General features: G+C 70.7%; 22 protein-coding genes. 15 read left to right on the forward strand and 7 right to left on the reverse strand.

Annotated features, from left to right (window positions below; genetic code table 11):
• Nucleotides 1–57: 57 nt before the first annotated feature.
• The 4 genes from JMJ55_RS15550 to JMJ55_RS15565 all read left to right on the forward strand — a co-directional run bounded on the left by JMJ55_RS15550 (nt 58) and on the right by JMJ55_RS15565 (nt 6862).
• Complete coding sequence (locus tag JMJ55_RS15550; RefSeq protein ID WP_202826495.1) at nt 58–480, forward strand: VOC family protein; 423 nt, start codon at nt 58–60, stop codon at nt 478–480.
• 244 nt (nt 481–724) lie between these two features.
• Entirely contained in the window at nt 725–2455 is a 1731-nt protein-coding gene (gene ybaL, locus JMJ55_RS15555; RefSeq protein WP_328702676.1) for a YbaL family putative K(+) efflux transporter, read from the forward strand.
• Between the two features lie 181 nt (nt 2456–2636).
• Nucleotides 2637–3881 carry a Zn-dependent hydrolase gene (locus JMJ55_RS15560; protein ID WP_202826497.1) on the forward strand — a complete coding sequence of 415 codons (1245 nt, stop codon included), beginning with the start codon at nt 2637–2639 and terminating at the stop codon, nt 3879–3881.
• A 125-nt stretch (nt 3882–4006) separates the two neighbouring features.
• The gene (locus tag JMJ55_RS15565; protein ID WP_202826498.1) at nt 4007–6862 is read left to right on the forward strand and encodes a cadherin repeat domain-containing protein; all 2856 of its coding nucleotides are present in this window, start codon (nt 4007–4009) and stop codon (nt 6860–6862) included.
• 21 nt (nt 6863–6883) lie between these two features.
• On the opposite strand, the gene JMJ55_RS15570 is transcribed toward JMJ55_RS15565, so the two are convergent.
• Nucleotides 6884–7624: a VIT1/CCC1 transporter family protein gene (locus JMJ55_RS15570; RefSeq protein WP_202826499.1), complete on the reverse strand. Its 741-nt coding sequence runs from the start codon at nt 7622–7624 to the stop codon at nt 6884–6886.
• Nucleotides 7625–7733: 109 nt separating this feature from the next.
• Here JMJ55_RS15570 and tkt point away from each other — a divergent pair, with 109 nt between their 5' ends.
• From tkt to JMJ55_RS15600, 6 genes are all read left to right on the forward strand, one after another.
• Nucleotides 7734–9782, forward strand: a complete 2049-nt coding sequence (gene tkt / locus JMJ55_RS15575; protein WP_202826500.1) for a transketolase — start codon at nt 7734–7736, stop codon at nt 9780–9782.
• Between the two features lie 37 nt (nt 9783–9819).
• Nucleotides 9820–10860 (forward strand): type I glyceraldehyde-3-phosphate dehydrogenase, encoded by a 1041-nt coding sequence (gene gap / locus JMJ55_RS15580; protein ID WP_202826501.1) that lies wholly within the window; start codon nt 9820–9822, stop codon nt 10858–10860.
• 56 nt (nt 10861–10916) lie between these two features.
• Nucleotides 10917–12113 (forward strand): phosphoglycerate kinase, encoded by a 1197-nt coding sequence (locus tag JMJ55_RS15585; RefSeq protein WP_202826502.1) that lies wholly within the window; start codon nt 10917–10919, stop codon nt 12111–12113.
• A 63-nt stretch (nt 12114–12176) separates the two neighbouring features.
• Nucleotides 12177–12452, forward strand: a complete 276-nt coding sequence (locus JMJ55_RS15590; protein WP_202826503.1) for a hypothetical protein — start codon at nt 12177–12179, stop codon at nt 12450–12452.
• Nucleotides 12453–12495: 43 nt separating this feature from the next.
• Nucleotides 12496–13041: an NUDIX hydrolase gene (locus JMJ55_RS15595; protein WP_202826504.1), complete on the forward strand. Its 546-nt coding sequence runs from the start codon at nt 12496–12498 to the stop codon at nt 13039–13041.
• A complete protein-coding gene (locus JMJ55_RS15600; RefSeq protein ID WP_202826505.1) occupies nt 13038–13469 on the forward strand; it encodes a hypothetical protein in 432 nt (143 codons plus the stop codon). The genes JMJ55_RS15595 and JMJ55_RS15600 overlap by 4 nt, the downstream gene beginning before the upstream one ends.
• A gap of 42 nt (nt 13470–13511) precedes the next feature.
• Here JMJ55_RS15600 and JMJ55_RS15605 read toward each other — a convergent pair whose 3' ends face one another.
• The 6 genes from JMJ55_RS15605 to JMJ55_RS15630 form a co-directional block, all read right to left on the reverse strand.
• Nucleotides 13512–14312, reverse strand: coding sequence for a creatininase family protein (locus JMJ55_RS15605; protein WP_202826506.1), 801 nt, complete (start codon nt 14310–14312; stop codon nt 13512–13514).
• Between the two features lie 17 nt (nt 14313–14329).
• Nucleotides 14330–14776: a hypothetical protein gene (locus tag JMJ55_RS15610; RefSeq protein ID WP_202826507.1), complete on the reverse strand. Its 447-nt coding sequence runs from the start codon at nt 14774–14776 to the stop codon at nt 14330–14332.
• Nucleotides 14777–14786: 10 nt separating this feature from the next.
• Entirely contained in the window at nt 14787–15674 is an 888-nt protein-coding gene (ftsY, locus tag JMJ55_RS15615; protein ID WP_236033772.1) for a signal recognition particle-docking protein FtsY, read from the reverse strand.
• Between the two features lie 401 nt (nt 15675–16075).
• Nucleotides 16076–17314: a tRNA (N(6)-L-threonylcarbamoyladenosine(37)-C(2))-methylthiotransferase MtaB gene (mtaB, locus tag JMJ55_RS15620; protein WP_328702663.1), complete on the reverse strand. Its 1239-nt coding sequence runs from the start codon at nt 17312–17314 to the stop codon at nt 16076–16078.
• Nucleotides 17311–18120: a diaminopimelate epimerase gene (dapF, locus tag JMJ55_RS15625; RefSeq protein ID WP_202826510.1), complete on the reverse strand. Its 810-nt coding sequence runs from the start codon at nt 18118–18120 to the stop codon at nt 17311–17313. Before dapF ends, mtaB begins: the two co-directional genes overlap by 4 nt.
• A gap of 157 nt (nt 18121–18277) precedes the next feature.
• Nucleotides 18278–19876, reverse strand: a complete 1599-nt coding sequence (locus tag JMJ55_RS15630) for a helicase HerA-like domain-containing protein (protein ID WP_202826511.1) — start codon at nt 19874–19876, stop codon at nt 18278–18280.
• A gap of 154 nt (nt 19877–20030) precedes the next feature.
• Between JMJ55_RS15630 and rpmI the strand changes: the two genes are divergently transcribed.
• The 5 genes from rpmI (at nt 20031) to lepA (ending at nt 26166) form a co-directional block, all read left to right on the forward strand.
• Nucleotides 20031–20237: a 50S ribosomal protein L35 gene (gene rpmI / locus JMJ55_RS15635; RefSeq protein ID WP_043335968.1), complete on the forward strand. Its 207-nt coding sequence runs from the start codon at nt 20031–20033 to the stop codon at nt 20235–20237.
• 13 nt (nt 20238–20250) lie between these two features.
• Nucleotides 20251–20628, forward strand: a complete 378-nt coding sequence (gene rplT / locus JMJ55_RS15640; protein ID WP_202826512.1) for a 50S ribosomal protein L20 — start codon at nt 20251–20253, stop codon at nt 20626–20628.
• Between the two features lie 79 nt (nt 20629–20707).
• Nucleotides 20708–21790, forward strand: coding sequence for a phenylalanine--tRNA ligase subunit alpha (gene pheS, locus JMJ55_RS15645; protein ID WP_202826513.1), 1083 nt, complete (start codon nt 20708–20710; stop codon nt 21788–21790).
• A gap of 1 nt (nt 21791) precedes the next feature.
• The gene (gene pheT / locus JMJ55_RS15650) at nt 21792–24263 is read left to right on the forward strand and encodes a phenylalanine--tRNA ligase subunit beta (protein WP_202826514.1); all 2472 of its coding nucleotides are present in this window, start codon (nt 21792–21794) and stop codon (nt 24261–24263) included.
• 97 nt (nt 24264–24360) lie between these two features.
• Nucleotides 24361–26166: a translation elongation factor 4 gene (gene lepA / locus JMJ55_RS15655; protein ID WP_202826515.1), complete on the forward strand. Its 1806-nt coding sequence runs from the start codon at nt 24361–24363 to the stop codon at nt 26164–26166.
• The last annotated feature ends 48 nt before the right edge of the window (nt 26167–26214 follow it).

Genomic DNA, 26214 nt, shown 5'->3' on the forward strand with positions numbered 1-26214 from the left:
ATATCGTGTGCCATCCCCCGGCTTGCGAGGGGGGCGGCCCGGGGGGAGGATGCACGGATGAGCGATGCCCCGCCCCTTGCCGGTGTCCTGGAGACGGCCCTCTATGCCGCGGATATGGCGCGGGCCCGGGGCTTCTATGAGGGCGCGCTCGGCCTCTCGCCCATGTTCGCGGATGAGCGGCTGACGGCCTATCCGGTCGGCGGACGGAGCGCGCTGCTGGTCTTCCTGAAGGGCAGCACGACCGAGACGGTGCATCTGCCGGGTGGCACCATCCCGCCGCATGACGGCATGGGCGGCGTCCATGCCGCGCTCGCCGTGACAGCCGAGGCGCTGCCGAACTGGGAGGCGCGGCTGGCGGCGCATGGCATCACCATCGAGGGCCGGACGCGCTGGCCGCGTGGCAGCACCAGCATCTATTTCCGCGACCCGGACGGCAACCTGCTGGAACTGGCGACGCCGGGGCTCTGGCCGGTCTGGTAGGCAGGGGCCCTGGCGAAGCCCTATCATTGCGATGGACTATTGCCCGCGTTGCAGCCCGGCAGACCGGGTCTGCATGCGGGCAGGCTCGGCCGAGGTGATGGTCCGGTGCGCCTGCTCTCATTGGACGAACGGGATCGCGCGTCCATGGCCTGATTCGTTCGGGGCCGAATCGTAGAGGATGTGGAGAGATCAGCATGATAAATCGCTGGTCACGGCTTTACCGATTCGGAGCGCGAGTTTGACCGTGCATCAGACGCCTCTTATCAGCACCATTGCCGCTGGCCTGGTGCTCGCTTTTGGCTTCGGCATTGCCGCGCACCGGCTGCGCATATCGCCGCTGGTCGGCTACTTGTTGGCTGGCATCGTGGTGGGCCCTTTCACGCCGGGCTTCGTCGCCGACCAGGAGTTGGCCAGCCAGCTCGCCGAGATCGGCGTCATCCTCCTGCTCTTCGCTGTCGGGCTGCATTTCTCCCTTGCGGACCTGATCTCGGTACGTGCTGTCGCACTGCCCGGAGCAATCGCTCAACTCAGCCTGACGACCTTGCTTGGCATGGCGCTTGGCTGGAGCTTTGCCTGGTCCCTGGGTGCCTGCTTTGTCTTTGGCCTGGCACTCGCCTGCGGCAGCACGGTGGTGCTGACGAAGTCGCTGCAGGAGCGACGCCTGCTGGACACCGATCGCGGGCGCATGGCGGTTGGTTGGCTGATCGTCCAGGACCTCGCCATGGTCATCGCCCTGGTGCTGCTGCCGACCCTGGGCGGGGCGGGAGACGGAAATGCGTCCTGGGAGGACATCGCCACCGCAGTGGGCGTGACCATCGCCAAGGTCGCTGCCTTCATCGCGCTCATGCTCATCGCCGGGCGTCGCCTGGTACCGATGATCTTGCACTATTCCGCCCATACGGGCTCGCGCGAGCTGTTCCGCCTGGCCGTCTACGCCATCGCTATCGGAGTGGCGTATGGGGCAGCGACATTGTTTGGCGTCTCCTTCGCGGTGGGCGCCTTTTTCGCAGGGATGGTGCTGGCGGAAAGCCCGCTCAGTCAGCGGGCGACCGAAGAGGCGCTGCCACTCCGTGACGCCTTTGCCGTGCTGTTCTTCGTCTCCGTCGGCATGTTGTTCAACCCGTATGTGCTGTGGGAGCGGCCTTGGGCGGTGCTGGCCACGCTGGCATTGATTGTTGGCGGGAACGGGGCTGCCGCTTTCGCCACGGCCCGCCTGCTGGGCCAACCAGGACCGACCGCCTGGACCATTGCGGCCAGCATTGCCCAGATTGGCGAGTTCTCCTTTATCCTGGCCGGGCTCGGCGTAGGCCTTGGGCTGCTCTCGCCGGAAGGGCGCGACCTGATCCTCGCCGGGGCCATCCTGTCGATCCTGGCCAATCCCTTTCTGTTCGCGGCGGTGGAGCGCGGTCGGGTGCAGATCGTGCCACGTTCAGCGCCGGAGCCGATCCAGCCGACGGTGTCGGCTCCCGAAACCCAAGCCGGGGCAGGTGGCACAGCCGATGGCGCCGCTTCCGTGCCCGTCGCAGTCACCGCCCTGGAGGATCACGACGTCATCGTCGGATATGGCCGTGTAGGATCCCTGCTGGGACATAGCCTGGTCGCCGCAGGACGACCGATACTCGTATTCGAGGAAGGTGAGGCGGCGATCGCGGCAGCACGGCGGGACGGGGCGGAAGTCGTGGTTGGCAACGCTGCCGACCCCGAGGTGCTGGCCGCAGCGAACCTGGCTGCGGCGCGACGGCTCCTGGTCACCATCCCTCAGGCATTCGAGGCTGGCCAGGTGGTACAGCAGGCGCGTCGCGCCAACCCGGCTCTGGAAATCGTGGCCCGGGCCCACTCGGATGCAGAGGTGCAATATCTGACCCAGCTTGGCGCTGACCTGACCGTCATGGGCGAGCGGGAAATCGCCCAGCGCATGATCGAACGGGCACTGCGGAGCAATGAAGCGCCCGTTCCGATAAGGGGCGCTGCATGATGCTCGTGACCTGGAGCAAGCTCCGGTCGACCGGGACCACCTGATCGAGGTAATTCGCTCGCGCAAACGAAGGTGCGGAGCGGGGATATGGGGTGCATGACCGTGCCCGAGCGGGCGGCATGCCAAGCCTTGCCCGCCGCGCCGCCCCGGCCTATGGCGCGGGCAGCAGGGGATCTTGGCGATGAGCGGCACCAACCAGCGGATCGACGGCAAGCGGCTGTGGGACAGCCTGATGAGCATGGCCGAGATCGGCGCCACGCCGAAGGGCGGCGTGAAGCGCCTCACGCTGACCGATGTGGACCGGCAGGGGCGGGAGCGCTTCCGCGGCTGGTGCGAGGCGCTCGGCCTCACCGTGCGGGTGGATGCCATCGGCAATATGTTCGCCAGGCGGGAGGGGCGCGACCCGAAGCGCCTGCCGGTGCTGATGGGCAGCCATCTCGACAGCCAGCCCTCGGGCGGGAAATTCGACGGCGCGCTCGGCGTCATCGCCGGGCTGGAGGTGATGCGGAGCCTGCATGACCTCGGCATCCAGACCGAGGCGCCGATCGAGCTGGTCAACTGGACCGATGAGGAGGGCAGCCGCTTCGGCCATTCCCTGATGGGCAGCGGCGCCTGGGCGGGCATCTATCCGCTGGAAAAGGTCTATGGCCTGAAGGATGTCGAGGGCGTCTCGGTCGAGGAGGCGCTGACCGGCATCGGCTACAAGGGTGAGGTGCCGGCCAAGCCCTTCCCGGCCGATGCTTATTTCGAGCTGCATATCGAGCAGGGGCCGATCCTCGAGAAGGAAGGCAAGCAGATCGGCATCGTCACCGGGGCGCAGGCGCAGGTCTGGTACGATGCGGTCGTCACCGGGCAGGATGCGCATGCGGGGACGACGCCGCCCTCCGCGCGGCGCGATGCGCTGGTCTGCGCGGCGCGCATCATCGACCTGGTGGACCGCATGATGCGGGCCCGCGGCGAGGATGGGCGCGGCACGGTCGGGCAGCTGCATGTGCTGCCCAACAGCCGCAACGTCGTCCCCGGCGAGGTGCGGTTCAGCGTCGAATTCCGCCATCCCGACTTTGCCGAGATCGAGCGGCTGGCGGCGCAATTTCCGCGCGAGGCCGGCTTCATCGCCCGCGATTGCGGGACGCCCCTGAAGCTGGAGGAGCTGTTCCGCCTGCCGGCCCAGCCCTTCGATCCGGGCTGCGTCGATCTGGTCCGGCAGGCGGCGGTGCGGCTCGGCCTGCCGGCGCGGGAGATCGTCTCCGGCGCCGGGCATGACGCGGTCTATGTGGCCCGCAGCGTGCCGACGGCGATGATCTTCACCCCCTGCAAGGACGGGCTCAGCCACAACGAGGCGGAGAGCATCGAGCCGGGCGAGGCGGAGGCGGGGTGCCAGGTGCTGTTCGAGGCGGTGGTGGCGCGGGCGAACAGGGCGCTCTGACGAGGGAGAGGGCCGCGGCTGCCCGCTGGGACGGCGCCGGGATCACGATTTGGTGCGAATACGGATTGTTTTGGATACGATTTGGAAGCATCTAGGTCCCTGCTATCTCGCAGCAAGGACCGTCGATGCCGAACCGCGCCCCGACCAGCATTTCCCTGGCCGCCCTCCCGGTGGCCGAGAACCAGAAGGGCGCCGTCATCGGCACCCTCTCGGGGACCGATCCCGATAGCGGCGACAGCCTCACCTGGTCGGTGTTGACGCCGGGCTATGTGGTGACCGGCGATACGCTCAGCCTCGCGCCCGACTTTGCGCTGGATTTCGAGGCGCTGCGGGGCCAGCCGGCCAAGGTGAAGCTCGTCGCCACCGACCGCGCCGGCGCCACCCTGACCCGCACCCTGAGCTTCGCCGTCACCGACGCGAACGAGGCGCCGACCCGGATCACGCTGTCCAACGCCAAGCTCGCCGAGAATGCCGCCGGCGCCGTCATCGGCACCCTGGCGGTCAGCGACCCGGATGCCGGCGACCTCCATCGGCTGACCGTGTCCGATGACCGGTTCGAGGTGGTGGGGAACGCGCTGAAGCTGCGGGACGGCATCGCGCTGGACTATGAGGCGGCGAAGACCGTGACCGTCACCGTCACGGCCACCGATCGCGGCGGGCTGGCCCTGTCGCAGGACTTCCGGATCGCGGTGCAGGACGCCAACGAGGCGCCGACCGACATCACCCTCTCGGCCACGAGCATCCGGGAGAATGCGGCGGGCGCCGTGCTGGGCAGCCTGCGCGCCTTCGACCCGGATACGCGGGACTCCTTCGCCTGGACCGTCTCGGACGACCGGTTCGAGGTGGTGTCGGGCCGGCTGAAGCTGAAGGCGGGCATCGCCCTCAACCACGAGGCCGGAGCGAGCCTCGCCCTGACCGTGACGGCGACCGACAAGGGCGGGCTGTCGGTCAGCAAGGGCTTCACCATCGGCGTGCAGGACGTGAACGAGGCGCCGTCCGCGGTGCTGCTGTCCTTCACCCAGCTTAAGGAGAATCAGCGCGGCGCGGTGGTCGGCAGCCTGCAGGTGGTCGACCCGGATGCCGGCGACAATGTCCGCTACCGGCTGTCCGACAACCGGTTCGAGGTGCGGGACGGCATGCTGAAGCTGAAGGACAGCGTGGCGCTGCCGGCTTCGACCCTCCAGCTCACGGTGACCGCCTTCGACAAGGGTGGGCTGAGCAAGGCGCAGGCCTTCACCCTGACGGTGGCCAATCCGCTGGATGTCCATGACGACCAGGCCGCGATCGGCGCGCGCGGCATCGATGGCGCGCACGGGGTCGGCTATGGCGAGGCCGGTGGCGCGGGCACGGACGGTGCCTCCGTGCTGTCGCTGGCGACCGACCATCACTGGATCGGCGGCCAGTTCTCGGATTCGGTGGCGATCAGCCGCTATGGCTATGGCGGCGAGGGTGGCCATGGCGGCTCGGGCAGCGTGGGCGAGCCGGCGGGCTCCTGGAAGATCGGTGACGTCTGGTATTCCGGCGATGGCGGCCATGGCGGCGCCGCGGGGGCGGGCGGCGATGCCGGGAATGGCTCGGCCCGTATCGAAGGCCAGGACTTCCAGGGCGTCGAGATCGTCAGCCTGCATGCCACCGCCGCAGGCAACCGGGGCGGGTTCGCCGGGGGCAGTGCGCCCGGCCAGCCCGCGGGCAGCAACCAGACTCACAACGGCGTGGTCACGGCCGTCGGCGGCGTGGGCGGGAATGGGGGCGGTGCTGCCCCGGGTGGCGATGGCGGTTCCGCCCATGCGACGGTTGCCGATACCGATATCGTCGCGGACGGGCTGGTGGTGTGGGTCGCGGCCTCGGCGACCGGCGGCATCGGCGACAGCGGCAGCAGGGAATATTTCGTGGCGGGCCCGCAGGCTGGCTCCGGCGCGGTCGGCGGGGCCGCCACGGATGGCGGCGCGGGCGGGGCCGGCGGCGCGGCCGTGGCCGAGATTTCAGACTTCGCCGTGACGGCGCGTGTCGGGATGGTCCTCGGGCTGCTCGCCAGCGCGACCGGGGCCAGCGGCGCTGCCGGCAGGGAAGGTGGCTCCCCAGGATTTGGCCTGAGCGGCGAGATGCACGCCAATCCGGACACCAACGAGCCGGTCATCCTCATGACCTTTACCGCCGGCAGCCCCGGCGGCGATGGCGGCAATGGCGGGAATGGCGGTGACGCCACGGCCCGGATCGCGCAGGCGAATCTGGCCGGTGGCACCGGCCATGACGAGGTGACGCTGACCCTGTCGGCCACGGCCGGGGCTGGCGGGCAGGGCGGTCATGGCTATCCGGGCTCTGCCGGCGGCACGACGACCAGTGGCTGGATCACGCAGACCTTTCTTGGTTGGTCCGCCGGGAGCGACGGCGCGGACGGCAGGGCCGGCCATAGCCTGCTCGAACTCACCGACAGCCGCATCGCGCTCGGGGCCGGCGACGACACCCTGACGCTGAAGCTCTCCATCGGGCCCTGGTACGCGCCGGAGATGCTGACGACCGACAGCCTGCATTTCACCGGCAACAGCTTCGACGGCGGCGCCGGCTGGGACTACCTGCTGCTGGGCGATGTCGGGGCGGGCGTGGTCGTCGACCTCGCCGCCGGCACGCTGTCGATCGCGGGATCGCCCGCCAACGGCCTCTCCGGCTTCGAGTCCTTCTCCAACACGGCCTATGCCGACCGCTTCGTGGACGGAGCCGGCAATCAACTCTACGCCCTCTCGGACGGGGACCATCTCCGCATCGGCGCGAACCATGGGCAGGACACGGTCGGCGGCTTGCAGGATGCGGTGATGGAGCTGGATCTGGGCCCGCAGCTGGACAGCTTCGATGAGCTTCTGGCCGCGGCCGAGGACTTCCGCTTCGGGGTCGGGGTCACCATCGATACCGGCGATGGCGGCAGCATCACCCTGGCGGGCATCGGCAAGGCTGGGCTGACCGAGGCCATGTTCTCCTTCGGCTGACGGGCCGGGCGGTGGGCGGCGTCAGCCCCCCACCGCCTTCGCCACCACATAAGCCACCGCCGCCGCCAGCCCGCCGATGCCGAGGGTCTGCAACGCCCCACGCAGCGCCGGCAGCCCGGTCGCCCGCGCCTTCAGCCAGCCGAAGCCGAGCAGCGCAAGCCCGGTCATCAGGGCGGAGACCATGAGGGCCTCATGGGTCTCGCTCAGCAGGATATAGGGCGAGAGCGGGATCATCCCCCCCACCACATAAGCCCCGCCGATGGTCGCCGCCGAGCGCGCGGCGCGGCCGGGTTCCGGCTCGGCCAGTTCCAGCTCGAAGCGCATCATGAAATCCACCCAGCGGCGGCGGTCGGCGGCGATCGCCTCGGTCGCCTGGCGCAACGTCTCGCCGCGCAGCCCGTAGCGGTGGAGGATGGCCGAGACCTCCCATTTCTCCCGCTCGGGATAGTCCTGCGTCTCCCGCTCCTCGCGACCCCGCTCGGCCTCGAAATGCTGCGCATCGGTCCGGGCTGCCAGATAGCCGCCGAGGCCCATGGCGACGCAGCCGGCGGCGATCTCGGCCAGGCCGGCGGTCACGATCAGCGGATTGGCGGCGACGGCGCCCGAAAGGCCGGCGGCGAGGGCGAAGGGGACGGTCAGCCCATCCGCCATGCCGATGACCAGGTCGCGCACCGTCGCCGAGGCAGTGAAATGCTGCTCGCCATCCGGCGGGCCGGGGGGCTGGGGCGGCAATTCCTCACGGGCGGGGGCGACGGCATCCATTCCGGGGAGATAGGCTGCCGGCCGGCCTCCTGCCAGGGCCAAGGGGGGAGCGGGTTGCCCCCATGCGCCGCGCGCCCTATAGGGCCGGCGCTCTCTCAGGAGTCCTGATTTGGCCAGCCTCGAGCCCGATTCCCAACCCCAGCCTAAGCCCAACCCGGCCCTCGAAGCCCAGGCCGCGATCCTGGCACGCCCGGCGACCGAGGAACGGCGGATGGCGGATGCGATCCGGGCGCTCGCCATCGATGCGGTGGAGAAGGCGAAGTCTGGCCATCCCGGCATGCCCATGGGCATGGCCGATGTGGCGACCGTCCTCTTCACCCAATTCCTGAAATTCGACGCTGCCGATCCGCGCTGGGCCGACCGCGACCGCTTCGTGCTCTCGGCCGGCCATGGCTCCATGCTGCTCTATGCGCTGCTGCACCTGACCGGGCAGGCGGGCATGGCGATGGAGGATATCAAGCGCTTCCGCCAGCTGCATTCGCCGGCCGCCGGGCACCCTGAGTTCGGTGAGCATCCGGGGATCGAGACCACCACCGGCCCGCTCGGCCAGGGGGTCGCGAATGCGGTCGGCATGGCGCTGGCCGAGCGGATGCTGGCGGCGCGCTTCGGCAAGTCGTTGGTCGATCACCGCACCTGGGTCATCGCCGGCGATGGCTGCCTGCAGGAGGGGATCAGCCATGAGGCGGCCTCCCTGGCGGGGCATCTCAACCTCGACAAGCTGACTCTGCTCTGGGACGACAACAGCGTCACCATCGACGGCGCGACCGAGCTCTCCTTCACCGACGACACGCTGAAGCGCTTCCAGTCCTATGGCTGGGCGGTGCGGAGGGTCGACGGGCACGACACGGCCGAGGTCGCGGCGGCGCTGGCCTGGGCGGTGCGGACGCCCAAACCCGTCCTGATCGCCTGCAAGACCATCATCGGCTTCTCGGCTCCCAAGAAGGCCGGCACGGCGGCCAGCCATGGCAGCCCGCTCGGGCCTGAGGAAGGGGCGGCGGCGAAATCGGCCCTCGGCTGGAACCACCCGCCCTTCGAGGTCCCGGACGGCCTGCGGGAGCGCTGGGAAGCGGCCGGGCGGCGCTCGGCCGGCACCCGCCGCACCTGGCTGAAGCGGCTGGCCAAGCACCCGATGAAGGCCGATTTCGAGCGCGCCATGGCCGGCCGCCTGCCCGAGGCCTGGCACGAGGCGCTGGCGGCGCTGCGGGCGAAGACCGCCGAGGACCGGCCGAAGATCGCCAGCCGCATCGCCAGCCAGCGCGCGCTGGAGGCCCTGGTGCCGGCGGTGCCGGAGATGGTGGGCGGCTCGGCCGACCTGACCGGGTCGAACAACACCAATGTGAAGGGCATCCCCTCGGTCAGGCGCGGGGATTTCTCCGGGCGCTACATCCATTGGGGCGTGCGGGAACACGGCATGGCGGCGGCCATGAACGGCGTGGCGCTGCATGGCGGCCTGATCCCCTATTCCGGCACCTTCCTGGTCTTCGCCGACTATCTGCGCCCGGCCATTCGCCTCGCCGCGCTGATGCGCCAGCGGGTGATCCATGTGCTGACGCATGACAGCATCGGCCTCGGCGAGGACGGGCCGACCCACCAGCCGGTCGAGACGCTGGCCAGCCTGCGCGCCATCCCGAACCTCCTCGTCTTCCGCCCCGGCGATGCGATGGAGACGGCCGAGTGCTGGGAGCTGGCGGTGAAGCGGGCGGACGGGCCGAGCGTGCTCGCCCTGTCGCGCCAGAACCTCACGCCCTATCGCGCGGAGGCGGGTGAGAATCGCTGCGCCCGCGGCGGCTATGTGGTCGAGGAGGCGTCTGGCCCCCGCCGCGCAACCTTGATCGCAACTGGCTCGGAAGTGTCCCTCGCCCTGGTTGCCCGGACGGCGCTGGAGGCCGAAGGTATCGCCACCGCCGTGGTCTCGCTGCCCTGCTGGGAGCTCTTCGCGGCCCAGGATGCCGGCTACCGGGAGGAGGTTCTCGGCAGCGCGCTCCGGGTCGGGGTGGAGGCGGCCATCGGCTTCGGCTGGGACCGCTGGCTGGGGCCGGAAGGCCTGTTCATCGGGATGGAGGGCTTCGGCGCCTCCGCCCCGGCGGAGGAGCTGTTCCGCCATTTCGGCATCACCGCCGAGGCGGTGGCGGCAGCGGTGAAGAAGCGGATCGCATGAGCCCGGACGGGCTCCACGAGGGAAGAGGATAAAGACGATGGCCGTGAAGGTCGGGATCAACGGGTTCGGGCGCATCGGTCGCCTGGTGCTGCGCGCGATGATCGAGAGCGGGCGCGACGACGTCGAATGCGTCGCCATCAACGACCTCGGCTCGGTCGAGGCCAATGCGCATCTGTTCCGCTACGACAGCGTGCATGGCCGCTTCCCGGGCGAGGTGCAGGTCGAGGGCAACTCGATGATCATCTCGGCCAATGGCCGCCGCTATGCCCCGATCAAGGTGACGGCCGAGCGCGACCCGACCAAGCTGCCCTGGCAGGGCGTCGATGTCGCGGCCGAATGCACCGGCATCTTCACCAATTCCGACAAGGCGGCGCTGCTGCTGCAGTCCGGCGCGCGCAAGGTGCTGGTCTCCGCCCCCGTCACCTGGGCCGAGGCGCATGCCGACGACAGCGCGCAGGCGACCATCGTCTATGGCGTGAACCACAAGATCCTGAAGCCGAGCCACCAGATCGTCTCGAACGCCTCCTGCACCACCAACTGCCTCGCCCCGGTGGCGAAGGTGCTGCACGAGAAGTTCGGCATCCAGCGCGGCTATATGGTGACGATCCACGCCTATACCGGCGACCAGAACACGGTCGACACGCTGCACAAGGACCTGCACCGGGCCCGTGCCGCGGCGGTCTCCGCCATCCCGACCTCGACCGGTGCGGCCAAGGCCGTCGGCCTCGTGCTGCCGGAGCTGAAGGGCAAGCTGGACGGCACCGCCATCCGCATCCCGACGCCGAATGTCTCGCTCATCTCGCTCGACGTGAACCTCAAGACCGAGGGCGTGACGAAGGAGATGGTGAATGCGGCGATGAAGGAGGCCGCGGAGGGCGAGCTGAAGGGCATCCTCGGCTACAACACCGCGCCGCTGGTCAGCATCGACTTCAACCATGACGCCCATTCCTCGACCTTCGACGCCACCCAGACCCAGGTGGTCGACGGCGCGCTGGTGCGGGTGATGAGCTGGTACGACAACGAGTGGGGCTTCTCCAACCGGATGTCGGACACCGCCGCGCTGCTCGGCAGCCTGTAAGCCTGGACAACACGGCGCCCGCCGAGCTGGCGGGCGCCGCATGAGGACCCCACCGGATGCCCCGCTTCCGCACCCTCGACGACCTCGACCCCAAGGGCCGCCGCATCCTGCTGCGGGCTGACCTGAACGTGCCGATGAAGGATGGCACGATCACCGACCGCACCCGGATCGAGCGGCTGGCGCCGACCATCCAGGAGCTGGCGGAGAAGGGCGGGCGGGTCATCGTCTGCAGCCATTTCGACCGGCCGAAGGGCAAGCGCGTGCCCGAGATGTCGCTGAAGCCGATGGCCGAGGCGCTCTCGCTCGCGCTCAATCGCCCGGTCCGCTTCGTCGATGACTGCATCGGGCCGGAGGCGGAGGCGGCCGCAGCGGCGCTGAAGGATGGCGAGGTGCTGCTGCTGGAGAACACCCGTTACCATGCCGGGGAGGAGAAGAACGACCCGGCGCTGGCCGCGGCGCTGGCGAAGCTCGCCGATGTCTATGTGAACGACGCCTTCTCCGCCGCGCATCGCGCCCATGCCTCGACCGAGGGCGTGGCGCGGCTGCTGCCCTCCTATGCCGGCCGGCTGATGCAGGCGGAGCTGGAGGCGCTGGATGCGGCGCTCGGCAATCCGTCGCGGCCGGTCGTCGCCATCGTCGGCGGCGCCAAGGTCAGCACCAAGCTCGACCTGCTCGGCAACATGGTGAAGAAGGTCGATGTGCTGGTCATCGGCGGGGCGATGGCCAATACCTTCCTCGGCGCGCAGGGCCATGCCATGGGCAAGTCCCTGCAGGAGGCCGGGATGTACGACACCGCCCGCGCCATCCTCGAAGGCGCCAAGACGGCGAATTGCGAGATCATCCTGCCGACCGACCTGGTCGTGGCCGCCGCCTTTGCCGAGCATGTGCCGACGCGGGAGGTCACCGTCGATGCGGTGCCGTCCGACATGATGGCTCTCGATGTCGGGCCGGATACGGTGGCGGCGATCGAGGCGCGGCTGCGCCAGGCCTCGACCCTGGTCTGGAACGGCCCGCTCGGCGCCTTCGAAACGCCGCCCTTCGATGCGGCGACGGTCGCGGTGGCGCAGTCGGTGGCTGGCCTGACGCAATCCATGGGGCTGAAATCGATCGCCGGCGGCGGCGATACCGTCTCCGCCCTGAAGCATGCCGGGGTCGAGGAGCGGATGACCTATGTCTCTGCGGCCGGCGGCGCCTTCCTGGAATGGCTGGAAGGCAAGACCCTGCCGGGCGTGGCGGCGTTGGAGACTGCCTGAGTCCTGCTCAGGTGTGACCAAGGGTTACTGGACGGTTAACGGGGCGGTCGGCGATGCTGCGGCATGCGCCAGCCGCCCCGTCCCGGATCCGATGCGCCCTTCATCGCGGATTCAGATCTCGCGGCGATGATCCGCGGCATGATCAGCAGCAATACGCTTGCAGCCTTCACCGCGCAGGTGGCGCCGGCCCGGCCGGCCCAGCCGGTGCGCGGACCTGCCGTCCCCGCCGGCCCCTCCGCTGCCACCCAGGCCCAGCCCGTCCAGCGGGGGCTGGAGGCGGTGCCCGCCGCCCCGGCCCGGCCGCCGCCGCGCGGCTCGCTGCTCGACCTGCGGGTCTGATCCCACCCTTGCGTCCGCCGGGGGCGCCGCGCATCCTCGGCGCATGGCGAGCTTCGTGCGCACCATCCCCGAGGGCGACGACCGTGAGCGGCTGACCTGCGCCGATTGCGGCTTCGTCGCCTATGAGAATCCGAAGATCGTCGTCGGCAGCGTCGTCGCGGTCGATGGACAGGTGATGCTCTGCCGCCGCGCGATCGAGCCGCGCCGCGGCTTCTGGACCCTGCCGGCCGGCTATATGGAAATGGCCGAGACGGTCGAGGAGGGCGCCCGGCGCGAGGCCTGGGAGGAAGCCCGGGCACGGATCGCGCTGGAGGGCGTGCTGGCGGTCTATTCCATTGCCCGCATCGGCCAGGTGCAGGTGATCTTCCGCGCCGGCCTGGCCGAGCCGGGTTTCGAGGCCGGGCCGGAGAGCCTGGAGGTGCGGCTCTTCGACTGGGCGGAGATTCCCTGGGGCGAGATCGCCTTCCCCTCGGTGCACTGGGCGCTGCGGCGGTGGCGGGAAAGTCTCGGGGCGCCGCTCGGCGCGCCGGCGACCAACCCGCCGGAGGATGCGCGCGGGACCAGCCCGATGGAGGGATCGGCGCTATGAGGGCCTGGGCGCTGCCGCTGCTGCTGCTCGGCTGGACCACGGCCGCCCTGGCTGAGGAGGCGGTGGTCACGCCCGAGCCGCCCGCCGCCGCCGCGCCCGCCCCGGCGGCCCCGCCACGGCCCGCGCCGCCGCGCCGGCCCCGGGTGCCGGCGGTGCCGAAGCCGCCGCCGCTCGACCTCGCCAAGCAGGCGCCGCGTCCGCAGGCGCCGCGCATCCCGCCCATGGTCGGCAGCCAGGCGCCGGTGCCGAATCGCGACCTCGATCCGCGCCAGGTCCTGCCGCAGGAGCGGACGAGCCTCGGCCCCAGCCTGCTCTACCGGAACCTGCCGGGGCGGGGGCTGGCGGCGGAGGGGGCGCCGAACCTGCTGGAGGACAAGCTCTACAAGCCGGCGCCGGGCGCCCGGCTGACGGTGCCCTTCGCTTACTGAATCCCCCACGACGCCGCCGCGCGGCGCCGCGGGGACCCCGGCTTATTGCGGCTTCAGCCCGCGGCCGCTGTCCCAGACCGCATCGGGCGCGGTCCAGAGCACGGGGTCGCGCATCGCCGCGGCGATGGCCTTGGTAACGGCGGCGAAGATGGCCTCGCCCTTCTCGGCCGTCGCGGCGCGCGGATCGCCGCGGACACCGGTGCGGGGGGCGCGCTCCTCGAAGGAGTAGAAGCGGACGAAGCCGGCGGGCGGGTTGGGCGGTGGGTTGGACAGGCTCTCGGCGATCATCCCCTGCCGCACCTGGGCGGCGTCGAGGGCAAGCCAGAGGCTGGTCTCGCCCTCGCAGGCATGCTGCACGCCGGGCTGTGTCGTCAGGATGGCGCCGATTTCCTTGGCCGCCGCCTGGGGCCAGGTGGTGGTGACGATGGGGATGCCGAATTCCACCGCCAGCTCCCGGCCCGCGACGGCCAGCGGGTCGATATTGCCGCCATGGCCGTTGACGATCAGCAGCTTGCGGAAGCCCTCCGCCACCAGCGAGCGGACCACGCAGCGGATTACCGCCTGGAAGGTGGCGTGGTCGAGGGTGATGGTGCCGCCGAAGGGCAGGTGATGCTCCGACAGGCCGAGCCAGAGCGGCGGCAGCACCGCGACGGGCAGGTCATCGGCGACCGCAGTGGCGGCGCGGAGGGCGAATTCATGGGCGCAGGCGCTGTCGGTCCAGACCGGCAGATGCGGCCCGTGCTGTTCCATGCTGCCGACCGGCAGCACCACCAGCGCGTCGCGCCCGGCGAGCGCCTTCAGCTCCGGGCCGGTCATCCGGTCCCAGCGGATCTCGGTCGGCATGGCGTGTCCCCCTCTGCTCAATGTGCGGCGGCGATCGCCGCCATGGCCTCGGCCACCGTCTCCCGCACCGCGACATCGGTGGCGAAGCGCAGCCCGGCGACGACGATGGCGGACCGGGCGCCGGCTGCGTGCCGCTCCTCCGACGGGCGCACCACCACGATGCGGTCCAGCGCGAGATAGGTGCGGCCGCCGTTCAGGTCGGTCAGCGGCACCATCCGCAGCCCGGCGGCCTGGAGGCGGCGGATCACCGCGTCCAGCGATTCGCTGCTGCGCTGCTGCACATAGGCGGTGGTGTCGAGCACGGTGGCGCCGTCGAGCCGCGCGACGCGCACCACCTGCATGGCGTTCAGCCGCACCGCGGCGCGGCCCTCGGTCGGGATCAGGTCGATGAAGGCGGCGGGCGGTTCCTGCGCCCGGGCGGCGGGGGCCAGCAGCAGCAGCGGCAGCGCCCGACGGGGGATCATGACTGCGCGATCATGCGAGGCCGACCAGGCCCCGCGCATAGTCCCGCGCCTCGAAGGGGCGGAGGTCGCCGGCCTTCTCGCCGACACCGACGAAATGCACCGGCAGGCCGAATTCCTGGGCCAGCGCCACCACGACGCCGCCCTTGGCGCTGCCATCGAGCTTGGTCACCGCAAGGCCGGTGACATCGACCATCTCCTTGAAGACCTTCACCTGCTGCAGGGCGTTCTGGCCGGTGGTCGCGTCCAGAACCAGCAGCACGGAATGCGGCGCCTCGGGCTCCACGCGCTTGATGACGCGGATGACCTTGCGCAGCTCCTCCATCAGGGCGGACTTGTTGTGCAGCCGCCCGGCGGTATCGACCAGCAGCACCTGGGTGCCATCGGCGCGGGCCGCGGTCAGCGCATCGAAGGCGAGGCCGGCGGCATCGGCGCCTTCCTTCGCCGGGGCATGGACGCGGGCGCCGGTGCGGTCGCCCCAGATCTGCAGCTGCTCGACCGCGGCGGCGCGGAAGGTGTCGCCGGCGACGAAGGCGCAGCGCAGCCCCCCCTCGCGGTATTGCTGGCCGAGCTTGGCGATGGTCGTGGTCTTGCCGGTGCCGTTCACGCCGACGACCAGCACCACATGCGGGGCGCGGGCCGGCTCCAGCGGCATCGGCGCCGCGACGGGGGCGAGGATGGCGGCGATCTCCTCGGCCAGCGCCGCCTTCACCTCCTCGTCGGTGACCTCCTTGCCGAAGCGCGTTTTGCGGAAGCCTTCGACGATGCGGCGGGCGGCGGCGACGCCGAGATCGGCGGCGATCAGCGTCTCCTCCAGCTCCTCCAGCGCCTCCTCATCGAGGCGGCGCTTGCGGAAGAGGGTGGTGACGCTCTCGGTGAGGCGGGCGGTGGAGCGGGACAGGCCGGCGCGGAGGCGGGAGAGCCAGCCGGCGCGGGCGGCGGGACCGGCCTCAGGCGTGGGCTCGGCCTCCGGCTCCTCCTCCTCCGGCTCCAGATTCTCCTCGGCTTCGCGCAGGGCGCCTGCATTGTCCTGCGGCGGCAGCAGCTCGAGGGGCGGGGAGGGAGGGGGCGCGGCGGGCTCGGGCTCGGCGCCGATGCGGGAGAGGGGTGGCTGGGCCGTAAAGGGCGGCGGGGAGGCCACCGGCGGGATGGGAAGGCCCGGCGAGGCCGGCGAGAACAGGGTGGGGGCGCCGGTCGGAGGCTCGGGCTCCGGCAACTGGCCGGGCGGGGTGGAGAGGGGCGTCTCGGTTTCGGTCGGCGCCTTGCCGCGGAGGCGGGTGAGCCAGTCCTTCAGCGCCATGGTCAGGCCGCCTCGGCCAGCAGGCCATTGGCATCGGCGCCGGTGACGCGGAGGCGCCGCAGTGCCCCCGGCTCGGCGCGGCCGCCGGTCAGGCGCAGCGGGGCGAAATGCGCGGTGTGGCCGCGATCCTCACGCTCGAACAGCACCGCTTCCTCCTGCCCCAGCCTGGCGGCGTAGAAGCGCGCCGCCCCTGCCGCACCCGCCGCCCGCAGCCGGGCGGCACGGATCTTCCGCACCGGCACCGGCACTTGCGGCATCCGGGCTGCCGGAGTCCCGGGACGCTCCGAATAGGGAAAGACATGCAGGAAGGCGAGTTCCATCTCCGCGACGCAATCGAGCATTTCGGCGAATTGCGCCTCGGTTTCGGTCGGGAAGCCGGCGATGAGGTCGGCGCCGAAGGCGATCTCCGGCCGCAGCGCCCGGGCGCGGCGGACCACCGCCAGCGCATCCGCCCGGAGATGGCGGCGCTTCATGCGCTTCAGGATCAGGTCGGCGCCATGCTGCATCGAGAGATGCAGATGCGGCATCAGCCGCGGCTCCTCGGCGATGAGGCGCCAGAGGTCGTCATCGATCTCGACCGGATCGAGGGAGGAGAGGCGGAGGCGCGGCAGCTCCGGCACCAGGGCCAGCAGGCGGCGGATCATCTGGCCGAGGCGGGGCTGGCCTGGGAGGTCCGGCCCGTAGCTGGTGATGTCGACGCCGGTGAGGACGACTTCCTTGTAGCCATGCGCGACGAGGGCCCGGACCTGCTCGACGATGGCGCCGATCGGGACGGAGCGGGAGGGGCCGCGGCCATAGGGGATGACGCAGAAGGTGCAGCGGTGGTCGCAGCCCTGCTGGACCTGGACGAAGGCGCGGGCGCGGCCGGCGAACTCCGTCACCAGATGGGCGGCGGTCTCGGTCGCGGCCATGATGTCCGTCACCGGGGCGGGCGGGGCATCAAGCGCCCAGGCCTCGGGCTTCAGCTTCTCCGCATTGCCGATGACGCGGGTAACGCCGGGCAGGCAGGCCCAATTCTCCGGCGCGATCTGGGCGGCGCACCCGGTGACGATGATCGGCGTGCCCGGGTTCTCGCGCGCGGCGCGGCGGATGGCCTGGCGGGCCTGGCGCTCGGCCTCGGCGGTGACGGCGCAGGTATTGACGATGATGCCGCGCTGCCCGGCCTTGCCGGCGAGGTCGCGCATCGCCTCCGACTCATAGGTGTTGAGGCGGCAGCCGAAGGTGAGGAGTTCGACAGTCACAGCGGCAGCGCGTCGAGGTCGATGGTGCCGGTGAAGGCGGTGGCGACGGGGCCGGTCATCAGCACATGGCCGTCCGCGCGCCATTCGATATGCAGGTCGCCGCCGGGCAAGGTCACGGTGGCGGCCCGGCCGGTGAGGCCGCGGCGGGCGGCATTCACCAGCGCGGCGCAGGCGCCGGAGCCGCAGGCCAGCGTCAGCCCGGCGCCGCGTTCCCAGACCGTGAGGCGGATATGCTCCGGGTTCAGCACCTGGACGAAGCCGATATTGGCCCGCTGCGGGAAGAGCGGGTCGTGCTCCAGCCGGGGGCCGAGCGTCCCGACCGGGATGGCGTCGAGATCGGGGACGAAGACCGTCGCATGGGGATTGCCCATGGAACAGGCGGCGGCGTCCTCCAGCGGCAGGTGGAGCGTATCCATGGCGCGGGCCAGCGGGACATCCTGCCAGCCGAGCCTGGCGGGGCCCATATCGGCCCGCCAGACCTCGCCGAGCCGCTCCACCGGCAGGTCGCCGCTGATGGTGCGGACCACCACGCGGTCGGCGCCGGTCTCCCCGGCGACGAGGGAGGCGATGCAGCGGGTGGCATTGCCGCAGGCGCCGGCCTCGGACCCGTCCGGGTTGCGGATGCGCATGAAGACATCGGCGCCGTCGGTGCCGGGCTCCAGCAGGATGAATTGGTCGCAGCCGATGCCCCGCCGCCGGTCGGCGATGGCGGCGGCGCGGGCGGGCGTGATCGGCAGCGCGGCCCGGCGGGCATCCAGCACGACGAAGTCGTTGCCGAGCCCGTGCATCTTGCGGAAGGAGGTCATGACGGGGGAGATATGCCCTGTCGGTGGCGCGGTTCCAACCCTGGGCGGGTTCGATCCGGCCAAACCTCCGCCCGAACGTCATGGCCGGGCTTGATTCGGCCATCCCGGCAGCGGCGCCGAGGTGCCCGGGTCAAGCCCGGGCACGACCTAGAGGCGGCTACCGCTTCAGGATGGAGCCCAGCACGCCGCGCAGCACGGCATTGCTGATCTGCCGCCCGACCGAGCTGCCGATGCTGCGGGCGGCGGATTTCGCCATGGATTCCGCCACGCCCTCTCGCTTGCCGCCGCGGCCGGTGAGGATGTCGCCCAGGATCTCGCCCATGCCACCACTGCCCTGCTGGCGGGGCGGGATCTGCGGGATCCGGCCGCCGCGGGCGGGGGCCGGGGCGGGCAGGGGCGGTAGGGAGGTGGCGCCACCCCAGGGATTGCTGTCGCGGGTCGGGGCCGGGCCGCTGCGCCAGGGGCCGGAGGCGGGGGCGGCGGTGGCGCGGCCCTGCAGCCGCTCATAGGCGGAGTCGCGGTCGATCGCCTGGTCGTAGCGGCCGGCGAGCGGGCTTGCCTTCAGCACCGCGGCGCGCTCCTCGGGCGTGATGGCGCCGATGCGGCCGCGGGGGGGAATGATGCGGGCGCGCTCCACCGGGCTCGGCGTGCCGTCCTCCTGCAGGGTGGAAACCAGCGCCTCGCCGACGCCGAGATGGGTGATCGCCTCCTCGACGCGGAGCTTCGGATTGGGGCGGAAGGTCTCGGCGGCGGCGCGGACGGCCTTCTGCTCGGCGGGGGTGAAGGCGCGGAGCGCGTGCTGGACCCGGTTGCCGAGCTGGCCGAGCACGGTCGCCGGGAGGTCGAGGGGGTTCTGCGTGACGAAATAGATGCCCACCCCCTTGGAGCGGATCAGCCGCACCACCGTCTCCACCTTCTCGACCAGCGCCTTCGGGGCGTCGCGGAACAAGAGGTGGGCCTCATCGAAGAAGAAGACGAGCTTCGGCTTCGGGAGGTCGCCGACCTCCGGCAGCTCCTCGAAGAGCTCGGAGAGCAGCCAGAGCAGGAAAGTGGCATAGAGGCGGGGGGAGGCGATCAGCTTGTCGGCGGCCAGCACGTTGATGGCGCCGCGGCCATCCGGCGTCAGCAGCATGAGGTCGGCCAGCGACAGCGCCGGCTCCCCGAAGAACTGCTCGCCGCCCGCCTGCTCCAGCATCAGCAACCGGCGCTGGATGGTGCCGATGGTCGCCTTGCTGACATTGCCATAGGTGGCGCCCAGCTCGCTGGCGCGCTCGGCGACATGCGTCAGGATGGCGCGGAGGTCCTTGAAGTCGAGCAGCAGCAGGCCTTCGTCATCGGCCAGCTTGAAGGCGATGGTGAGCACGCCCTCCTGCGTCTCGTTCAGCTCCAGCATGCGGGCCAGCAGCAGGGGCCCCATCTCGGCGACCGTCGCGCGCAGCGGCTGGCCCTGCTGGCCGAAAACGTCCCAGAGGATGGCGGGCGAGGGCTCATAGGCGAAATCCGCCTCGCCCAGCTCAAGCGCCCGCTGTTCCAGCTTCGGGTTGGGGCGGCCGGGCTGGGCGAGGCCGGCCAGGTCGCCCTTGATATCGGCGCAGAAGACCGGGACGCCGGCGCGGGAGAAGCCCTCGGCCAGGGTCTGCAGGGTGACGGTCTTGCCGGTGCCGGTGGCGCCGGCGACCAGCCCGTGGCGGTTCGCGCGGGAGAGGAGAAGGGTGCAGGGGCGCTCGCCGGCCCCGATCAGGATATGATCCGCCATGGACAGGTTATAGGGCAGGCGGCCGGCGCTTGCATCCCGGGCGGCGCGCCGCTATACGCCGCCCCTCTTTCCGCGCGACGGGCCTGGTGGGCATGCCCGTCCGCGGCTTCGCGCGCCCTCGCGGCGCGCATCCCGACCGGACAAGGAGGTCCAAATGCCCAAGATGAAGACGAAGTCTTCTGTGAAGAAGCGCTTCAAAGTGACGGCCACGGGCAAGGTGCTCGCCGGCCCCGGCAAGAAGCGGCACATGCTCCGCAACCGCTCCTCCAAGGTGAAGCGGCAGAACACCGGGACCCAGGTGCTGCGGCACCAGGACGGTCTGACGGTGATGCAATGGGCGCCCTATGGGCTGGTCCGGTAAGGGGGGCTGATCCATGGCACGCGTCAAGCGGGGCGTCACCGCGCACGCCCGTCACAAGAAGGTCCTCAAGCTCGCCAAGGGCTATGTCGGCCGGTCTTCCACGAATTTCCGTCCCGCGCTGGAGCGGGTCGAGAAGGCGCTGCAATACGCCTATCGCGACCGCCGCAACAAGAAGCGTGACTTCCGCGGCCTCTGGATCCAGCGGATCAACGCGGCGGTGCGCGAGCACGGGCTGACCTATTCCCAGTTCATCGCCGGCATCAAGGCGGCGGGGATCGAGCTCGACCGCAAGGTGATGGCGGCCATCGCCTTCGATGATCCGACGAGCTTTGCGGCGCTGGTCGAGAAGGCCCGCGCGGCGCGTCCGGCCCCGGCGACGCCGGCGGCCTGATTTCCTCCCCTCGGGGAGAATTTGCGCAAGGGGCCGCTCCCGGAAGGGTGCGGCCTTTTGTCTGTTTGGGACCTGACGCATGAGCGATGACCTCGAGACCCTTCGGGGCGAGACCGCCGAAGCCCTCGCCGCCGCCGCCGATCTCCGCGCCTGGGATGCGGTGCGGGTCGGCACGCTCGGCAAGAGCGGGCGGCTGACCGGGCTGCTGAAGGGGCTCGGCGCTGTGCCTGCCGAGGCACGCAAGGAGCGTGGGGCGGCGCTCAACCGGCTGAAGGCAGAGCTGGAATCGGCGATCGAGACGCGGCGCGCGGCGCTGGAGGCGGCGGCGCTGGAGGCGCGGCTGGCCGCCGAGCGGCTGGACGTGACCCTGCCGCCGCGGCCGCATCCGCCGGGCGGGGCTGGGGAGGGCGGCATCCACCCCATCAGCCGGACCATCGAGGAGCTGACGGCGATCTTCGGCGCCATGGGCTTCCGGGTGGCGGAGGGGCCGGATATCGAGAGCGACTGGCTGAATTTCTCGGCCCTCAACATCCCGGACCACCATCCGGCCCGGCAGGACCACGACACCTTCTACCTGCCCGCCGGTACCGATGGCCGGCGGCCGGTGCTGCGCACCCATACCTCGCCGGTGCAGGCGCGGACCATGCTCGGGCAGGAGCCGCCGATCCGCGTCATCGTCCCCGGCCGCACCTGGCGCGCCGACCATGACGCGACGCATAGCCCGATGTTCCACCAGGTGGAGGGGCTGGTGATCGATCGCGGGATCACCCTCGGCCATCTCAAGGGCTGCCTGATCGATTTCCTTCGCGCCTTCTTCGGCATCTCCGACCTGCCGGTGCGCTTCCGCGCCTCCTACTTCCCCTTCACCGAGCCCTCGATGGAGGTCGATATCGGCTGGAATCGGAAGACCGGCGAACTCGGCAAGGGCGGCGACTGGCTGGAGATCCTGGGGAGCGGGATGGTGCATCCGCGGGTCCTGGCCAATTGCGGCATCGATGCGCGGGAGTGGCAGGGCTTCGCTTTCGGCATGGGGATCGAGCGCATCACCATGCTGAAGCACGGCATGCCGGACCTGCGCCCCTTCTACGAGAGCGACCTGCGCTGGCTGCGCCACTACGCGGCCGACCCGCTCTCGCCCCCGTCCCTCACGGAGGGTGTGTGAGATGAAGTTCACCCTGTCCTGGCTGCGCGCGCATCTCGAGACCGAGGCGCCGCTGGCGGATATCCTCGCCACGCTGAACACCATCGGGCTCGAGGTCGAGGGGGTGGAGGATCGCGGCGCCGCGCTCGCCTCCTTCCGCATTGCCCATGTCGTCGAGGCCGTGCAGCACCCGAATGCGGACCGGCTTCGCGCGCTGAAGGTGGATACGGGCGACGGCAAGCTGCTCTCCGTCGTCTGCGGCGCGCCGAATGCGCGGGCGGGGATGAAGGGCGTCGTCGCGCTGCCGGGGGCCTTCATCCCGGGCACGGGGATCACGCTCAAGAAGGGCGAGATCCGCGGCGTCGCCTCCGAGGCGATGATGCTTTCGGCGCGCGAGATGGGGCTCGGCGACGACCATTCAGGGATCGTCGACCTGCCGGAGGATGCGCCACTCGGCGAGAGCTATGTGCGCTGGGCGGGGATGGACGACCCGATCATCGAGATCAGCGTCACGCCGAACCGGGGCGATGCGCTCTCCGTCCATGGCGTGGCGCGGGACTTGGCGGCGGCGGGGCTCGGGCGGCTGAAGCCGCTGGGCGAGCCGCGGATCGAGGGCGTCTATCCCTCGCCGCTGCGCTGGGAGATCGCCGATCCGCGCGCCTGCGACTATGTCATCGGCCGGGCCATCCGCGGGGTGCGGAACGGGCCTTCGCCGAAATGGCTGCAGGACCTGCTGGTGGCGATCGGGCTGCGGCCGATCAATGCCCTGGTCGATGTAACCAACCTCTACACCCATGGCCTCGGCCGCCCGCTGCATGTCTTCGACGTGGCGAAGGTGCGGGGCCGGATGCTGACGCTGCGGATGGCGCAGGAAGGCGAGAGCCTGGTCGCGCTGAACGGCAAGACCTATGCGCTGACGCCGGAGGATGGCGTGATCGCCGATGAGGCAGGGCCGGAATCCCTCGGCGGCATCATCGGCGGCGAGCATTCGGGCTGCGACGAGGGCACGACCGAGGTCTTCATCGAATGCGCCCTGTTCGACCCGGTGCGCATCGCGCTCTCCGGCCGGCGGCACGACATCCGCACCGATGCGCGGGCGCGGTTCGAGCGCGGCGTGGACCCGGCCCTGCCGGCGCATGCCCTCGACCTTGCCACCTGGACCATGCAGGAGCTCTGCGGCGGCGAGGCGAGCGAGGTCTCGGCGGCCGGTACGCCGCCGGCCTGGCAGCGCAGCGCGACGCTGCGCTTCGCGCGGCTGGCCGGCCTCGGTGGCGCCGAGGTGGCGCCGGATGAGGCGGTGGGCATCCTGGAACGCCTCGGCTTCACGGTGGAATCGCGGGATGCCGAGCGGGTGACGGTCGCGGTGCCGCCCTGGCGGAACGACATCGCGGCCAAGGGGGCGCTGGACCAGGCGCCCAGCCTGCCGGCCGAGCGCGCCCGCGCCGCGGCCGAGGGCTGCGCCGAGGTGGAGCCCGAGGCCGACCTGGTCGAGGAGGTGCTGCGCATCCGTGGGCTCGATCAGGTGCCGCCGGTCTCCCTGCCGGTCGCCGGGATCGTGCCGCCGCCGGCGCTGAGCCCGAAACAGGCCCGGGCGGCGCTGGCGCGGCGGGTGCTGGCGGCGCGGGGGATGCTGGACTGCGTCAGCTTCGGCTTCCTGGAGGCGAAGGTCGCGTCGCTCTTCGGGGAGACGCCGGCCGTGTTGCGGCTGGAGAACCCGATCGCCGCCGATCTCGACCAGATGCGCCCGACGCCGGTCGCTAGCCTGTTGCAGGCGGCGGCGCGCAACGCGGCGCGGGGATATCCGGATGTGGCGCTGGCCGAGCTGGGCGCCGCCTATTGCGATGCCTCGCCGGAGGGCCAGTTGCAGGTCGCCGCCGGCGTGCGGACCGGGCATACGCCGCGGCATTGGGCCGAGGCCTCGCGCGGCATCGATGCGATGGACGCGAAGGGGGATGCGCTGGCCGTGCTGGCGGCGCTCGGGGTGCCGATGGCGGCCGTGAGCGTCACCGCCGATGCGCCGGGCTTCTACCATCCCGGCCGGAGCGGCGTGCTGCGGCAGGGGCCGAAGACGGTGCTCGCCACTTTCGGGGAGATTCATCCCCGGGTCGCGGCGGCGCTCGACCTGACGGGGCCGGCGGTCGCCTTCGAGGTCTTCCTCGATGCCATCCCGGAGCCCAAGCGCCGCAAGAAGGGGGCGCCGGACCTGCCGGCCTTCCAGCCGGTGCGGCGGGACTTCGCCTTCCTCGTCGATGCCGGGGTTTCGGCCGAGGCGGTGCTGCGGGCGGCGCGCGGGGCGGACAAGGCGCTCATCGCCGAGGTGGTGCTGTTCGACCGCTATGCCGGGGAGAAGCTGCCGGAGGGGAAGGTGAGCCTCGCCATCCAGGCCGTGCTGCAGCCGCGCGAGGCGACGCTGACCGATGCCGAGATCGAGGCGGCGGCGGCGAAGATCGTGGCCGCGGTCGGCAAGGCGACGGGGGCCACCTTGCGCGGCTGAACCGGGGCCGGCCAATCCAGTGCTTTGACTTGGCCGGCTCCTGCCTTATCTGCAACTGCAAGAGGCCGGGCATCCCTGAACCGGCCGCCGGAATCCCATGCCCGATACTCCGCTCGCCCGTATCCGCAACTTCTCGATCATCGCCCATATCGACCACGGGAAGTCGACGCTCGCCGACCGGCTGATCCAGGCCACCGGCACCGTCACCGCGCGGGAGATGAAGGAACAGCTCCTCGACAACATGGAGCTGGAGCGGGAGCGGGGCATCACCATCAAGGCGCAGACCGTGCGCCTCGCCTACAAGGCGAAGGATGGGGAGACCTATATCCTCAACCTGATGGATACGCCCGGCCATGTGGACTTCGCCTATGAGGTCAGCCGGAGCCTCGCCGCCTGCGAAGGCTCGCTGCTCGTGGTCGATGCCTCGCAGGGCGTGGAGGCGCAGACCCTGGCGAATGTCTACCAGGCGATCGATGCCAACCACGAGATCGTGCCGGTCCTGAACAAGATTGACCTGCCGGCCGCCGAGCCCGAGCGGGTGAAGCAGCAGATCGAGGACGTCATCGGCATCGACGCCTCGGATGCGGTCGAGATCAGCGCCAAGACCGGCCTCAACATCGAGGGCGTGCTGGAGGCGATCGTGACGCGCCTGCCGCCGCCCACCGGCGATGCCGCGAAGACGACGACGGCGCTGCTGGTCGACAGCTGGTACGACGCCTATCTCGGCGTCGTCGTGCTGGTGCGGGTGAGGGACGGGCACCTGCGCAAGGGCCAGCGCATCCGCATGATGTCGAACGGCGCGGTGCATACCATCGAGCAGGTCGGCGTCTTCACCCCGAAGATGATCGCCGCCGAGAGCCTCGGGCCGGGCGAGATGGGCTATGTGACGGCGGCCATCAAGACGGTGGCGGACACCAATGTCGGCGACACCATCACCGATGACCGCAACCCGGCCGCCGAGGCGCTGCCGGGCTTCAAGCCGAGCATCCCGGTGGTGTGGTGCGGGCTCTACCCGGTCGATGCCGACGACTTCGAGAAGCTGCGCGAGAGCGTCGGCAAGCTGCGGCTGAACGACAGCAGCTTCCACTACGAGATGGAGACCTCGGCGGCGCTGGGCCTCGGCTATCGCTGCGGCTTCCTCGGCCTCCTGCACCTCGAGATCGTGCAGGAGCGGCTGTCGCGCGAGTTCGATCTCGACCTGATCGCGACCGCCCCCTCCGTCGTCTACAAGCTGAAGCGGACGAACGGGGAGGAGTTCGACCTGCACAATCCGGCCGACATGCCGGACCCGAGCGTGATCGCGGAAATCCAGGAGCCCTGGATCAAGGCGACCATCATGGTGCCGGATGAATATCTCGGGCCCGTGCTGACGCTCTGCAACGAGCGCCGTGGCCGGCAGGTGGAGCTGACCTATGTCGGCACCCGCGCCATGGCGGTCTACCGGTTGCCGCTGAACGAGGTGGTCTTCGATTTCTACGACCGGCTCAAATCGCTCAGCCGCGGCTATGCCAGCTTCGACTACCAGGTCGATGGCTACGAGGCCGGCGACCTGGTGAAGATCTCCATCCTGGTGAATGCCGAGCCGGTCGATGCGCTGTCCTTCATGGCGCATCGCAGCCAGGCCGACCGGCGCGGCCGGCAGATCTGCGAGCGGCTGAAGGAGCTGATCCCGCGCCAACTCTTCAAGATCCCGATCCAGGCGGCGATCGGCGGCCGGGTGATCGCGCGCGAAACCATCTCCGCCATGTCGAAGGACGTGACCGCGAAATGCTATGGCGGCGATATCAGCCGCAAGCGGAAGCTCCTCGACAAGCAGAAGGAGGGCAAGAAGCGCATGCGGCAGTTCGGCAAGGTCGAGATTCCGCAAAGCGCATTCATCGCCGCCCTCAAGATGGACGCCTGACGCAAATGGGGCTTGCTCTCTGACGGCGGGGTAATCTAAGCGGCGCGA

It is taken from the genome of Belnapia mucosa, assembly GCF_016775475.1.
In the GTDB taxonomy this organism is placed as follows: Bacteria; Pseudomonadota; Alphaproteobacteria; order Acetobacterales; family Acetobacteraceae; genus Belnapia; species Belnapia mucosa.